At 74.7% G+C, this 12,933-nt stretch carries 10 protein-coding genes; 4 read left to right on the top strand and 6 right to left on the bottom strand.

Annotated features, from left to right (window positions below; genetic code table 11):
* Window positions 1-2: 2 nt before the first annotated feature.
* Window positions 3-335: an NADH-quinone oxidoreductase subunit A gene (gene ndhC / locus AOM02_RS10105; protein ID WP_062299052.1), complete on the bottom strand. Its 333-nt coding sequence runs from the start codon at window positions 333-335 to the stop codon at window positions 3-5.
* A gap of 68 nt (window positions 336-403) precedes the next feature.
* The gene (locus AOM02_RS10100) at window positions 404-1,699 is read right to left on the bottom strand and encodes a geranylgeranyl reductase family protein (protein ID WP_062299022.1); all 1,296 of its coding nucleotides are present in this window, start codon (window positions 1,697-1,699) and stop codon (window positions 404-406) included.
* 163 nt (window positions 1,700-1,862) lie between these two features.
* On the opposite strand from AOM02_RS10100, the gene AOM02_RS10095 reads away from it, so the two are divergent.
* Both AOM02_RS10095 and AOM02_RS14735 read left to right on the top strand, forming a co-directional pair.
* Window positions 1,863-3,164: an FAD-binding protein gene (locus AOM02_RS10095; protein ID WP_062299021.1), complete on the top strand. Its 1,302-nt coding sequence runs from the start codon at window positions 1,863-1,865 to the stop codon at window positions 3,162-3,164.
* On the top strand, window positions 3,161-5,098 hold the full coding sequence (locus AOM02_RS14735) for an isochorismate synthase (RefSeq protein ID WP_082105019.1): 1,938 nt from the start codon (window positions 3,161-3,163) through the stop codon (window positions 5,096-5,098). The genes AOM02_RS10095 and AOM02_RS14735 overlap by 4 nt, the downstream gene beginning before the upstream one ends.
* Window positions 5,099-5,250: 152 nt before the next feature.
* Here the strand turns inward: AOM02_RS14735 and menD are convergent, their stop codons facing one another.
* Window positions 5,251-6,903 carry a 2-succinyl-5-enolpyruvyl-6-hydroxy-3-cyclohexene-1-carboxylic-acid synthase gene (menD, locus tag AOM02_RS10085; RefSeq protein WP_062299020.1) on the bottom strand — a complete coding sequence of 551 codons (1,653 nt, stop codon included), beginning with the start codon at window positions 6,901-6,903 and terminating at the stop codon, window positions 5,251-5,253.
* Complete coding sequence (locus tag AOM02_RS10080; RefSeq protein ID WP_082105018.1) at window positions 6,900-7,787, bottom strand: o-succinylbenzoate synthase; 888 nt, start codon at window positions 7,785-7,787, stop codon at window positions 6,900-6,902. The genes menD and AOM02_RS10080 overlap by 4 nt, the downstream gene beginning before the upstream one ends.
* Window positions 7,788-7,832: 45 nt before the next feature.
* Here AOM02_RS10080 and AOM02_RS10075 point away from each other — a divergent pair, with 45 nt between their 5' ends.
* Window positions 7,833-8,762 carry a 1,4-dihydroxy-2-naphthoyl-CoA synthase gene (locus tag AOM02_RS10075; RefSeq protein WP_062299019.1) on the top strand — a complete coding sequence of 310 codons (930 nt, stop codon included), beginning with the start codon at window positions 7,833-7,835 and terminating at the stop codon, window positions 8,760-8,762.
* Window positions 8,763-8,772: 10 nt separating this feature from the next.
* Here the strand turns inward: AOM02_RS10075 and AOM02_RS10070 are convergent, their stop codons facing one another.
* Window positions 8,773-9,486 (bottom strand): SIR2 family NAD-dependent protein deacylase, encoded by a 714-nt coding sequence (locus tag AOM02_RS10070; RefSeq protein WP_228373813.1) that lies wholly within the window; start codon window positions 9,484-9,486, stop codon window positions 8,773-8,775.
* 80 nt (window positions 9,487-9,566) lie between these two features.
* Here AOM02_RS10070 and AOM02_RS10065 point away from each other — a divergent pair, with 80 nt between their 5' ends.
* On the top strand, window positions 9,567-11,729 hold the full coding sequence (locus tag AOM02_RS10065; protein ID WP_062299018.1) for an Ig-like domain repeat protein: 2,163 nt from the start codon (window positions 9,567-9,569) through the stop codon (window positions 11,727-11,729).
* A 100-nt stretch (window positions 11,730-11,829) separates the two neighbouring features.
* On the opposite strand, the gene AOM02_RS10060 is transcribed toward AOM02_RS10065, so the two are convergent.
* On the bottom strand, window positions 11,830-12,918 hold the full coding sequence (locus tag AOM02_RS10060; protein ID WP_062299017.1) for a DUF3048 domain-containing protein: 1,089 nt from the start codon (window positions 12,916-12,918) through the stop codon (window positions 11,830-11,832).
* Window positions 12,919-12,933 lie beyond the last annotated feature (15 nt).

Below are 12,933 nucleotides of genomic sequence, written 5' to 3'. Positions count from 1 at the left end.
TCTCAGTCCCACTCGAATCCGCCGCGGCGCCACTCGTACACGAAGGGGATCGTGATGAGGGCGAGGAAGGTCATGATCGCGATCAGCCCGAACCAGCCGAGCGCGTCATGCGCGACGGCCCACGGGTACAGGAAGACGACCTCGATGTCGAAGATGATGAAGGTCATCGCGACGAGGTAGTACTTGATCGGGATGCGACCCCCGCCGGCCGCGCCCGGGGTGGGCTGCAGGCCGGACTCGTACTGGTCGAGCTTCGCGGCGTTGGCGCGCTTCGGACCCAGGATGGAGCTCACGAACAGGCCCGCGCCCGCGAGCAGCCCCGCGATCACCATCATCACGATGATCGGCACGTACGGATTCACAGGGGATTATCCTTCCGTCTTCGTCGAGGTCGCGGATGCCGTCACGCCGCCGGAGCGACCCGCGTCAGAGCGGACAGGAGCCTGTCGGCCCAGTTCCCGCCACGAGGCTCGTAGACATCTGCCAGCAGTCTAGACGTGAATTCCATGACCAAAGGACTAGGAAGCCCGTACCGCGTGCACACCTTCATCACGGCCGGATGCTCGACCAGCGAGGCGAACACGCGCCCGAGCGAGTAGTAGCCGCCCAGGTCGTCCTTCATCATGCGCGCGTAGCCCGCCAGCGCGGCCTCCTTGTCGCGCGCGCCGGACGCGTCCCGCCACGCGACCGCCGACTCGGTGGCGCGGCGCGCGGCCTGCATCGCGTAGGCGATGCCCTCGCCGTTGAACGGGTTGACCATGCCGCCGGAGTCGCCCACCAGCATCATGCCGGGCACGTAGTGCGGCTGACGGTTGAAGGCCATGGGGATGGCCGCGCCCTTGATGCCGCCCACCTGCTCGCCGAACTCCCAGTCCGCGGCCGAGTGGTCGAGCCAGTCCCGCAGGAGCGCGCGGTGGTCGAGCTTGGGCGGCGTGCCCTTCGCGCTGAGCGTGCCGAGGCCCACGTTCGCGGTGCCGTCGCCCATGGGGAAGATCCACCCGTAGCCGGGCAGCAGGTTCGAGCGGCCGCGCTCGCCGTCCCAGATCTCGAGGTGGCCCTCCATCCACTCCTCGTCGTGGCGCGGCGTGGTGAAGTACGTGCGGACCGCGACGCCGATGGGGCGGTTCTCCATGCGCTCCATGCCCATGCCGAGCGCGACGCGCGCGCTGACGCCGTCGGCGGCGATCACGAGCGGGGCGCGGTACTCGACGGGCTCGCCGACCTTGCGGCCCTTCTCGTCGGTCTCCCGCGCGACCACGCCGACCACGCGGCCGCCGCCCGCGTAGCCCTCCTGGCGCTCGTCGCGGATGACGGACTCGACGTGCCAGCCCTCGCGCACGTCCGCGCCGGCGGCGCGCGCGTGGTCGGCGAGGCGCTTGTCGAAGTCGGCGCGCGGCAGCGACAGGCCGTAGCTCGGGAAGGACTCGAGGTCGTGCCACGGGAACTCGAGGCGGTGGCCGCCGCCCACCATGCGCAGGCCGTGGTTGGGGATCCAGCCCTCGTCGCGCGGCGTCGGCAGGCCGATCAGGTCGATCTCGCGCACCGCGCGCGGCGTGAGGCCGTCGCCGCACACCTTCTCGCGGGGGAACCTCGACTTCTCGAGGGCGATGACGTCGAAGCCCTCCACGGCGAGATAGCGGGCGGCGGCGGACCCTCCCGGACCCGCCCCGATCACGATGACATCGGCCTCTGTACGCACCCGACAAGCGTAGAGGGGCGCGCAAGGTGCTCCGTGCGGGACCCGTGCGGGACCGCCCGCCGGGCCCGCGCAGCGTCCGGCCGCCCGGGGGGGGCGATGCGGCGCGCCACGCCGCCCCGCGCGCGCACCACGCGCGCGGGGACCCCGTTGCTACGTTGGAATCATGAGCGACGTGGGCGTCACCTGGGCGGGGACCCATCGGTTCGTCGCGGAGCGGCTGGTCGAGGCCCGCACCGTCGACGAGGTGGCGCGCGCGGTGCGCGAGGCGCCGGGCCGGATCAAGGCGCTGGGCACCCGCCACAGCTTCAACGCGATCGCCGACACCGACGGCACGCTCATCGACGCGACCCGCCTCGAGGGCGAGCCGCACATCGACCTGTCGGACCCCGCGTGGCCCACCGTGACCGCGCCCGCCGGCATCCGCTACGGCGAGCTCGGCGCGTGGCTGCAGCACCGCGGCTGGGCGCTGCACAACACCGGCTCGCTCCCCCACATCTCGGTCGTCGGCGCGATCGCGACCGGCACGCACGGCTCGGGCGCGCGCAACGGCTGCCAGGCCACCGCGCTGCGCAAGCTCGACTACATCGACGCGGAGGGTGACCTGCGCACGTGCCGCCAGGGCGACCCGGAGTTCCCCGCGCTCGCGGTGGGCCTCGGCGCGTTCGGGATCATCACGTCCGTGACGCTGGGCGTGCAGCCCACGTACGACGTCCGCCAGGACGTCTACACCGGGATGCCGTGGGCGACGCTGCTGTCGGACACGCCCGCGATCCTCGCGGACGCGTACTCGGTGTCGATCTTCACGACGTGGGACGAGCCGACGGTGCAGCAGATCTGGCGCAAGAGCGGCGTGGGCCTGGACAAGACCCCGCCGGACGAGTGGCACGGCGCGACGCGCAGCCCCGAGTCCGACGCGCGGCTGGTCGACGGCGACCCCGACGCGCTCACCCCGCAGGGCGGGCAGCCCGGACCGTGGATCGACCGCCTGCCGCACTTCCGCCTCACGCACACCCCGTCGAACGGCGCCGAGATCCAGACCGAGTACTTCGTGCCGATGGAGGCCGCGGGCGAGGCGCTCGCGGCGGTGCGCGCGCTGGGGCTGGTCATCCGCCCGCACCTGCTCGTGTCCGAGCTGCGCGCGGTCGCCGCGGACCACCTGTGGCTGTCCGGCGCGTACGGCCGCGACACCCTCGCGATCCACTTCACGTGGGCGCCGCACCCGGTCGAGGTGAGCGCGCTGCTGCCGCGGATCGAGGAGGCGCTCGCGCCGTTCGAGGCCCGTCCGCACTGGGGCAAGTGGCACGCGTTCGACGCCGCGGCGATCGCGCGGGCCCATCCCCGCGTCGCGGACGCGCGCGCCGTGTTCGAGGAGCTCGACCCCGGCGGCCGCTTCGTCAACGACTACCTGGCGGGGGTCGGCGTGCGTGCGGCGCGGTGGTGGAACGGCCCTACTGTGGAGGAGTGACCGTCCATAGCGCCTCTCCGGGACCCCTCCTCGTCCGCACCATCGACATCGAGGACCCGGGCGACCTGATCGCGGCGATGCCGGAGCCCGGGATCTCGTGGGTCCGGCGCGGCGAGGGCATGGTCGCGTGGGGCGAGGCCGCGCGCTTCGACGGCGCCGGCGAGGAGCGCATCGCGAGCGCCCAGCACTGGTGGCGGCTGCTGTGCCGCCACGCCGAGGTGCGCGACGACGTCCGCGAGCGCGGCACCGGCCTGGTCGCCTTCGGCTCGTTCGCGTTCGCCGACGCGTCGGGCGCGGGCGGCTCGCTCGTGGTCCCCCGGTACGTGCTCGGGCGCCGCGACGGGCGCGCGTGGTTCACCACCATCTCCCGCGAGGACGATGCGCCCCTCACCCTCGCGCAGGCCCTCGCCGCGGCGACGGCGCCGGCCGACCCGGGCGAGGTCACGGTCGCGGCCGGCGACGAGGCCGCCTGGGCGACCGCCGTCGACGCCGCGGTCGCGAGGATCCGCGCCGGCGAGCTCGAGAAGGTGGTGCTGGCCCGCGCCGTCGAGGCGACCGCCGAGCGGCCCGTCGACGTGCGGGTGCTGCTGCGCCGCCTCGCCGCCGAGTACCCCACGTGCTGGGCCTTCCACGTCGACGGCCTGGTGGGCGCGACCCCCGAGCTGCTCGCGCGCGTCGACCACGGCCTCGTGACGTCGCGCGTGCTCGCGGGCACCATCCGCATGACCGGCGACGACATGCGCGACCTCGCCCGCGCCGGCGCGCTCGCACGCTCGTCCAAGGACCGCGAGGAGCACGAGTACGCGGTCCGCTCGGTCTCGCAGGCCCTCGCCGACCACTGCGGGTCGGTCAACGTGCCCGACGAGCCCTTCGTGCTCCACCTGCCCAACGTCATGCACCTCGCCACCGACGTCACCGGCGTGCTGTCGCACAACGTCGCCGCGCTCGAGCTCGTGAGCGAGCTGCACCCGAGCGCCGCGGTGTGCGGCACGCCCACGCTGGGCGCCGCGCGCGTGATCGACGAGCTCGAGGGCCTCGACCGCGGCCGCTACGCCGGGCCCGTGGGCTGGATCGACGCGGGCGGCGACGGCGAGTGGTGCATCGGCCTGCGCTCGGCGGAGATCTCGGCCGAGGACCCGCGTCGCCTGCGCCTGTTCGCGGGCTGCGGCATCGTCGCGGCGAGCGAGCACGCGTCCGAGTGGGCGGAGTCCGAGGCGAAGCTCGAGCCGATGCGGCGCGCGCTGGGCGCGCAGGCGCCCGTGGTGACCGGCGCGATCGCGCACGTGCACCCGGACGCCCCGTCGCCGGCCGCGGTCGACGGCTGGGACGCCACCGCCTGGGAGGAGCGCTACGCCTCCCACGACGCGGTGTGGAGCGCCAACCCCAACCAGCAGCTCGTCGAGGAGGCGGCACGCCTGACCCCGGGCCGCGCGCTCGAGGTGGGCTGCGGCGAGGGCGCGGACGCCGTGCACCTCGCGACCCTCGGCTGGACCGTCACCGCGATCGACGTCTCCGCGACGGCGGTCTCGCGCGGCGTGGAGCGGGCGTCGCGCGCGGGCGAGGACGTCGCCGCGCGGCTCGACTGGCGCGTCGACGACGCGCTGCACGCGGACCTGCCGGCCGCATCTTTCGACCTGGTCACCACGCACTACGCGCACCCCGAGGCGGGCATCGCGGTGCTGGTCGAGCGGCTCGCGACGCTGATCGCGCCGGGCGGCACGCTGCTGGTGGTCGGTCACGATCCGCGCGACCCGCACGTGCTCGAGCACCCCAAGCTCAGCCGGCTCGCGTTCCCGGCGGAGGACGCCGCCGCGGGGCTCGGCGACGGCTGGACCGTCGAGGTCGCGGAGATGCGCGAGCGCGACGGCGTGGGGCACGACGGCGAGGTCATGGTGCGTCGCGACGCGGTGCTGCGCGCCCGCCGCGACGGCTAGCCCGCCGGTCCTTCGCACCCTCGCAGCGGGACCGACCCGGGACGCGGGCGATCGTCCGCATCGCCCGCGATCGGGGCTCGGATGACCCGGGATGCGGGTCGATCGCGGATCCACCCGCGATCCAGGCCGCGAGAACGGAGGGGCGCAGGCGGCTAGACGAGCGCCTCGACCACCTCGAGGCCCGTGACGGGCGCGGCGAGCGCCGCCGCGAGCTGCTCGCGCGTGCGCACCGCACGATGCGGGACCCGGTAGCCCGCGCACAGCGACCCGAGGTCCGCGCCGTGGGGGGTGGTGAACACCCGCTCGAGGTTCTCCGCGGGCGCGCCTCCGTGCTCGAGGCCGCCGAAGATCGTGCCGCCGCCGTCGTTCACCACGACGATGCGCAGCCGCGGCCGCTCCTCGCGCGGCCCGACGAGCAGCCCGCCGGCCTCGTGCAGGAAGGTGACGTCGCCCATGAGCGCGTGCACCGGCCGGCCGGAGGCGAGCGCGATGCCCGCGGCGGTCGAGATGGTGCCGTCGATGCCCGCGAGGCCGCGGTTGGCGAGCAGCATCGGCGCCGCGCCCGCGGGCGCGGCGGGCATGAGCCGGTCCAGCGCGCGCACGGGCCCCGAGGACCCGACCACGCCCCACACCCCGTCGCGCAGCGACTGCGCGAACTCGGCGGCCACCACGCGCGGGCCCCAGCCCTCGGGCGCCTGGACCCTGCCGCCGGCGGACCGCCACTCGGCGAGCCAGGCGGGGTCCGCATCGTCCGGCGCGGCGGACCACAGCCACGAGGCGGGGACGTCGCGCAGGACGGCCTGCGCGTGGGGCGGGGCCTCGCGCCAGCGGGCGCCGAAGCGCGCGACCAGCAGCGCCGGGGCGCGCGCGATGAGCGCCTGCACGGGCCGGGTCAGCGTGGGCCGGCCGATCACCACGACCTGGTGGACGCGGTCGGCGAGGTCCCTGCCGTGCGCGGACTCGAGGAGCCGGACGTAGTCGGGGACGCAGTGCGCGCCGGAGCGCGCGAGCGAGGTCGGCTCGGCGAGCAGGGGCCAGCCGTGGGCCTCGGCCACCTGGCGCGCGACGTCGCCGGCGCCGTCGCCCGCGATCACGACTCCGCGGGCCACCGGGGGCAGCGGCGCGGGCTCCTCGTCGGGCGTCACGATCGGGATCCCGCCGGTCGGCGTGGGCAGGCGGGGCGGGTCGCTCCACAGCCCGCCGTCGGCCCCGAGAGGATCGCGGAACGCGACGTTGACGTGCACCGGTCCGGCAGCGGCGGCCATGTCCTCGCGGGCACGGTCGCCGAGCGCGGCCCGCACGGCGCGGTCCGCGAGCGCGGTCGCCCGGTCGGGCCGGTCGCCGAGCGCCGCGGCGGGCACGTCGGCGCCCCAGCGCACGAACGCGCCGAACAGGCCCACCTGGTCCGTGGTCTGGTTCGCGCCCACACCGCGCATCTCGGTGGGCCGGTCCGCGGTGAGCAGCAGCAGCGGCACGCCGGAGTGGTGCGCCTCCATGACCGCCGGCATGAGGTTGCCGACGGCGGTGCCGGAGGTCGTGACGATCGCGACGGGCCGCGGGTCGCCGGCGGCGGCGCGTCCGCGCGCGAGGCCGAGCGCGAGGAACGCGGCGGACCGCTCGTCGATGCGCACGTGCAGGCGGACGCGCGGCGCGCCGAGCGGCGGGTTGCCCGAGCCGGCCTCCGCGAGCGCGTGCGCGAGCGGGCCCGAGCGCGAGCCCGGGCTGAGCACGTAGTCCTCGACGCCGCGCTCGGCGAGGGCCGCGACGAGCGCGCGGGCGAAGGCCCCGGACGGGTGCTCGCTCACGCGGTCACGTCCAGGGTCACCGGGCCGATGGCGCCGTCGCGCGGCACGATGGTCTCGCGCACGGTGTCGGTCGCGAGCAGCTCGCCCGTGCCGAGCCCGCACGCGTACGGCAGCTCCGGCACGGCCCGCGCGAGCGCCACGCCCGCCGCGAGCCCCACCGAGGACTCCATCGCGCTCGACACGACGATGGGCACGTCGTACCGCTCCACCACCCGCAGGCACGCGGCCACGCCGCCCATGGGCGCGACCTTGAGGACCAGGATGTCGGCGGCGCCGGCGCGCATCACCTCGTCGGCGTCGCCGGGCAGCCGGACGGACTCGTCGGCCGCGATGAGGACGTCGGTGCGGCGGCGCACCTCCTTGAGCTCGGCGACGGTGCGGCACGGCTGCTCGACGTACTCGAGCCCCGGTCCCCCGCCGGCGCGGGCGGCCGCGTCGAGCTCCGCGAGCGCCTTGACCGCGGTGTCGACGTCCCAGGCGCCGTTGGCGTCGACGCGCACCCGGCCCTCGGGTCCGAGGGCGACCGCCACGGCCTCGACGCGGCGCGCATCGTCCCTCAGGGAGACGGTGCCGGCGACCTTCACCTTGGCGGTGGTGCAGCCGCCCGCCTTGGCGAGCTGGGCGGCGCGGCCCGCGGGCAGCTCGGGGACGATGCTGTTGACCGGGACGAGGTCGCGCACCGGGGCCGGCCAGTCGCCGCGGGCGGCCTCCATCGCGGCGTCCCACCAGCGGGAGGCGCGCTCGGGCGTGTAGTCGTCGAACGGGGAGTACTCGCCCCACGCGTCCCGCCCGTCGGGGCCGGTGCCGCGGATGAGGACGCCGTGGCGCTCCGTGACGCCGCGGAAGCGCGTCGACAGCGCGACGCGGAAGGGCCGGAACTCCATGGGCTCAGCCTAGGGCGGCCGCACCCCGCACTACGCTCGGAGTTCATGAGCGACATCCCGGCGCAGGTCTCCGACCTCATGGACCCGACCCAGTGGCGAGCCGTCGACGGCTTCCCGGACGCGGACATCACCTACCACCGGTGGGTGCGCCGGGGTCCGGACGGCGAGCGCGACCTGCCCGCCGTGCGCATCGGCTTCAACCGGCCCGAGGTGCGCAACGCGTTCCGGCCCCAGACCGTCGACGAGCTCTACCGGGCGGTCGACCACGCCCGCCAGACGGTCGACGTCGCGGCGATCATCCTCACGGGCAACGGCCCCGCCGCGGACGGTGTGCACGCGTTCTGCTCGGGCGGCGACCAGCGCATCCGCGGCAAGGACGGCTACCTCTACGAGGGCTCGGCGCAGGACGCGCCCGCGTACGGCGGCCGCCTCCACATCCTCGAGGTGCAGCGCCTCATGCGCACCTCACCGAAGGTCACCATCGCGGCCGTCAACGGCTGGGCGGCGGGCGGCGGGCACTCGCTGCACGTGGTCTCCGACCTGTCGATCGCGAGCCGCGAGCACGCGCGCTTCAAGCAGACCGACGCCAACGTCGGGTCGTTCGACGCCGGCTACGGCAGCGCGCTGCTCGCCCGGCAGGTGGGCGACAAGCGGGCGCGGGAGATCTTCTTCCTCGCCCGGGAGTACTCGGCGGACGATGCGGAGCGCTGGGGGGCCGTCAACGAGTCGGTGCCCCACGCGGAGCTGGAGTCGCGGGCGCTCGAGTACGCGGCGCTGATCGCGACCAAGTCGCCGCAGGCCATCCGCATGCTGAAGTTCGCCTTCAACCTCGCGGACGACGGCCTCGCGGGCCAGCAGGTGTTCGCGGGCGAGGCGACCCGCATGGCGTACATGACGGAGGAGGCGCAGGAGGGGCGCGACGCGTTCCTCGAGCGCCGCGAGCCGGACTGGACCCGCTTCCCGTACGCGTACTGAGCGGGCGGGCTCACGCCCCGAGCCACTCCTCGACCAGCGCCGGCACCGCCTCCTCGATGGGCTCGCGGATCACGCGGTGCGCGTCTCGGTCGTACGCGGTCGGCGACGCGTTGACGATGACGAGCTCCGCGCCGGCCTGCAGCGCCGATCCCGCGTACATCGCGACCGGGTAGACCTGCAGCGTCGTGCCGATCGCCACGAACGTGTCGCACGCGCGGGAGGCACGTGACGCGCGGTCGAGGTCCTTGTCGCTGAGCGCCTCCCCGAAGTAGACGACGTCGGGCTTGAGGACCGCGCCGCAGTACGGGCAGCGCGGGTCCGGGTCGACGTCGAGCATCGCGATCACCTCGCGGGTCTCGCAGCGCCACTCGCAGCCCAGGCACGACGTGGTCGCGAGGCGCCCGTGCATCTCCACCACCGCATCGTCCGGCGTGCCGGCCGCCTGCTGGAGGCCGTCGATGTTCTGGGTGAGGATGTCGTGGCTGAGGCCGGCCTCGACCAGCCGCGCGAGGGCACGATGCGCGGGCGAGGGACGCGCCGACCATGCCGCGTGCGCGGCCCAGTCCCGCCAGCCCTCGATGCGGGCGCCGCGGTCGCCGAGGAACACGTCGATCTCGAGCAGGCGGGCGCGCTCGGGGTGCCGCGTCCACACGCCGTCCGGCCCGCGGAAGTCGGGGATGCCCGCGCCGGTGGACAGCCCGGCACCCGTGAGGACGGTGATCACCGGACCATCATCGCCCGGCGGCGCGCGACTCGCGGCGTGGGTGGGCGAAGGGCCTGATGCCTGGCGGCTAGCCTCGCCCCATGCCGATGCCCCACGCGCCGCTCGCGCGCACCGTTGCGAGCGCCGCCGCCGCGCTGTCGCTCACGCTCGCCGGCCTGGTCGCCGCGAGCGCGGAGACGTCCACGACGACCGTCGACGGCCGCGTGCTCGACGTGGTGGTCGACACGCCCGATGCGCCCTCGTACGAGCACGTCCTCGTGTCCGACGCGGGCGAGGTGACCGTGATCGACGCGCCGGACGCGCTCGCGGACGCGGAGTCCGGGTCCGAGGTGACGGCGACCGTCGCCGGCACCGCATCCGCCGACGGCGCCGAGGTGCTCGCCGCGACCGTCGTCGACGAGCCGGCCGCGGCCGCGGCGGTGTCCGCGCACCGGGCGTACGTCGTGGCGATCGACGACCCCGCCGTGTCCGGCGACGTGGCGCTGGGCTCGGCGACCTCGGTAACGCGGTCCGCGGCGGCCTACTGGGTGCGCGAGGCGCGCGGGGCGATCTCCGCGCTCGACGTCGCGGGCACGGCGACGCTCACGCTGCGCGGCTCGTGCGCCTCGTCCTACGAGACCCTGTGGGGCCGCGCCGCCGCGCTGTTCCCCGCCGTCGACTTCGCGGGGGCCGCCAACCACCTGATCGTGTACTCGCCGCGGAGCTGCGCGTACCCCTACACCGGCATCGCGTCCGTGGGCCGCCTGTCCGGCGGCGGCTACGTGCAGATCGTGGAGCCGAACCTCGCGACCGTCGTCCACGAGCTCGGCCACAATCTGGGCCTCGGCCACGCCGACGTGCTCGCGGACCACGGCGACGGCAGCGGCTTCTGGTGGGAGTACTACGGGGTCTTCGGCCCCCAGGCGGGCACCGTCGGCTCGTACCCGCCCGGCGTGCTCGACGCGGGCTTCCGCTATCTCCTGGACCTGCCCGGCTTCGCCGGGCAGACGGCCACGGTCGACACCGCGACGGACGCCTCGACCACGCTCACGCTCGCCCCCACCGGCTCGTCGACCGGCACGACGGCGGCGATGATCGTCGACGAGGACCGGGGCGAGGCCTACTTCGTCGAGTACCGCCACGGCGCCGACGACGACCTGGCGACGTACTACGCGTCGGCGGGGCTGCCGCGCCTCGACAGCGGCGAGGGCGTGATCGACTACGCGCCCGGCGTGGTCGTGTCGGTGCTCGACGGCGACTTCCTCGACTTCCTGGCCACCTACGATGCGATCGGCGGGGTCTGGGAGGCGTCGCGGCGCGCGGGCCAGACGTACATCGACCCGGACTCGCGTTTCACGGTCGACGTGCTGTCCGCCTCCGGTTCCGCCGCGACCATCAGCATCGCCACCGGCGCCGCGGTCGACCCGGTGCGGGCCGAGTCGTCGACCGCGGTGACGGTCCCGACCACCTACGAGGGCACCGCCGCCACCGCCACGGTGACCGTGTCCTCCGCGACCAGCGCGACCGGCACGGTCGACCTCCTCGTCGACGACGTGAAGGTGCGGACGGTCACGCTGTCGGGCGGCCGCGCGACCGGAAAGCTGCCGTCGGGCCTCGACCTGGGCGCCCACGAGGTGCGCGCGGTGTACTCGGGCTCCGCCCGTGTCGCCGGCTCGGAAAGCTCGACCACGCTGACGGTGGAGCCGCGGCTCGCGTCGTCGATGTGGGCGAGCGCGACCCAGGTCGCATACGGCAAGGCGGGCACCGTGACCGTGCGCGTCCGCGCCGCCACCACCCCGACGGGGACCGTGACGCTCACATTCGGCGGGCGCACCTCGTCCGCGGCGCTGCACGGCGGCAAGGCGACGTTCACGCTGCCCTCGACGTGGGCGCCCGGCACCCGCTTCCTCACGGCGCGCTACCTCGGGTCGACCTCCCTCGCACCCGCCCGGACCACGGTCCAGGCGACCGTCACGCGGGCGATGCCGAAGGTGACGGCGTCGGCCACCACCGCCGTGAAGCGCGGCAGGAAGGCGACCTTCACCATCAAGGTGAGGAGCGCGGTCGCGCCCGAGACGGGCACCGTCCGGGTCTACGCGGGCGGCAAGGCCGTCTCGAAGGCGGTCACGCTCGTGCGCAGCGGAGACGTCTACCAGGCCAAGGTCACCACGGGGCGGCTGCCAAAGGGCGAGATCACCGTGCGCTACTCCGGCAACAGGTACCTGCAGCGGGTCACCGCCGCGACCGGCGACACGGTGCGGTAGCCGCGGGCGTCGCCCGGCTCCCCGCAGGAATCGTCGACCTCCCGGAACCGTCGCTCAGCTCCCCGCAGCGGGTCCGGGCGGTGGGGCCGGGGGCAGCGGGCTACGAGATGTCGATCGACGTGGCGTTGTAGATGCCGGCGTTCGGGATCAGCTCGAACCAGGTCTGCCCGGGCGCGAGCGCGACCTCGTCGCCCTTCTTCGTGGTGAGCACGAACGGCTCGTACTGGCCCTTCTTGCTCCACTTGATCGGGATGACCTGGTCGCCGGACGCGACGTAGCCCGTGCCCGAGCGGCCGGCGACCAGCGTCTCCGGCACCGAGGAGGTCGACGATCCCGACGTGTACTGCACCGTCACCCACAGCATCACCACGTTGGTGGCGGACAGCTGAGTGCCGTCGGTGGTGACGTGGGGCGTGCTCCCCTCGTAGCGCATCCAGAGCTTCTTGGACTTGTTCCAGCGCCACTCGGGCTGCGCGAGCGAGGACATGGTGATGTCGATGACCGACGCCTTGTCGCCCTTGAGCTGCGCGGTCGCCTCCGACGCCGGGTACGCGATGTCCCACTGCTGCTCGGGCGCCGTCGCGCCCTCGGACTGCTTCGCGAAGTCCGCCGGGTAGCCGTGCAGGTTGTGCGGGGCGGCCTTGTCGGTCGTGCGGTAGAAGCCGTAGTCGCCCAGGTCCTGGGTCACCACCACCTGGCCCGAGCCCACCGTGTCCGCGATGAAGCGGTTCTGCGCGCCCGAGAACACGAGCGGGCCGCCCAGCGAGCCCATGATGTTGCGGTCCATCGGCCGCATCGAGCGGATGGGGCCCACCGAGTCCGGGTAGTCCGACTGGAAGACCGCGATGAAGCGCGAGATGCCGTACTCGACGTACTCCTCGTAGACGATGTCCGCCTTGTCGAGGTTCTCCTGCGGGCGCGCGTCGACGGTGTTCTCGATCTTGATCGACAGCGCCGGCCGGTTGCGCTCGGCCTTGGTCGCGTCGGACGCGTCGAGGCCGGTCAGCGGCCACGCGATCTCCGGCGTCGGGTCCTCGGGCGCGGGCGGGAGCGCCACCGCCGAGACCTCCGGCGAGGCGTCGATCGACAGGGTGGTCGTGGGGCCGCTCTCGGAGGCGGGCGAGCACGCGGCGAGGATCGCCACCGCGGCGGCGGCCGCGAGCGCGCCCGCGATGCGGGTCGTCGTCATGCCGACGAGTGTAGG

Source organism: Demequina maris (assembly GCF_000971155.1).
Taxonomy (GTDB): domain Bacteria; phylum Actinomycetota; class Actinomycetes; order Actinomycetales; family Demequinaceae; genus Demequina; species Demequina maris.
The sequence above is the reverse complement of the archived record's forward strand: the minus strand, read 5'-3'. Positions and strand labels throughout refer to the sequence as shown.

Excerpts from the sequence above, each read along its gene's own strand:
- AOM02_RS10080 (WP_082105018.1), bottom strand. The coding sequence starts at position 7,787 with ATGGAGTTCCGGCCCTTCCGCGTCGCGCTGTCGACGCGCTTCCGCGGC.
- AOM02_RS10075 (WP_062299019.1), top strand. The coding sequence starts at position 7,833 with ATGAGCGACATCCCGGCGCAGGTCTCCGACCTCATGGACCCGACCCAG.
- AOM02_RS10065 (WP_062299018.1), top strand. The coding sequence starts at position 9,567 with ATGCCGATGCCCCACGCGCCGCTCGCGCGCACCGTTGCGAGCGCCGCC.
- AOM02_RS10060 (WP_062299017.1), bottom strand. The coding sequence starts at position 12,918 with ATGACGACGACCCGCATCGCGGGCGCGCTCGCGGCCGCCGCCGCGGTG.
- AOM02_RS10095 (WP_062299021.1), top strand. The coding sequence starts at position 1,863 with ATGAGCGACGTGGGCGTCACCTGGGCGGGGACCCATCGGTTCGTCGCG.
- ndhC (WP_062299052.1), bottom strand. The coding sequence starts at position 335 with ATGATGGTGATCGCGGGGCTGCTCGCGGGCGCGGGCCTGTTCGTGAGC.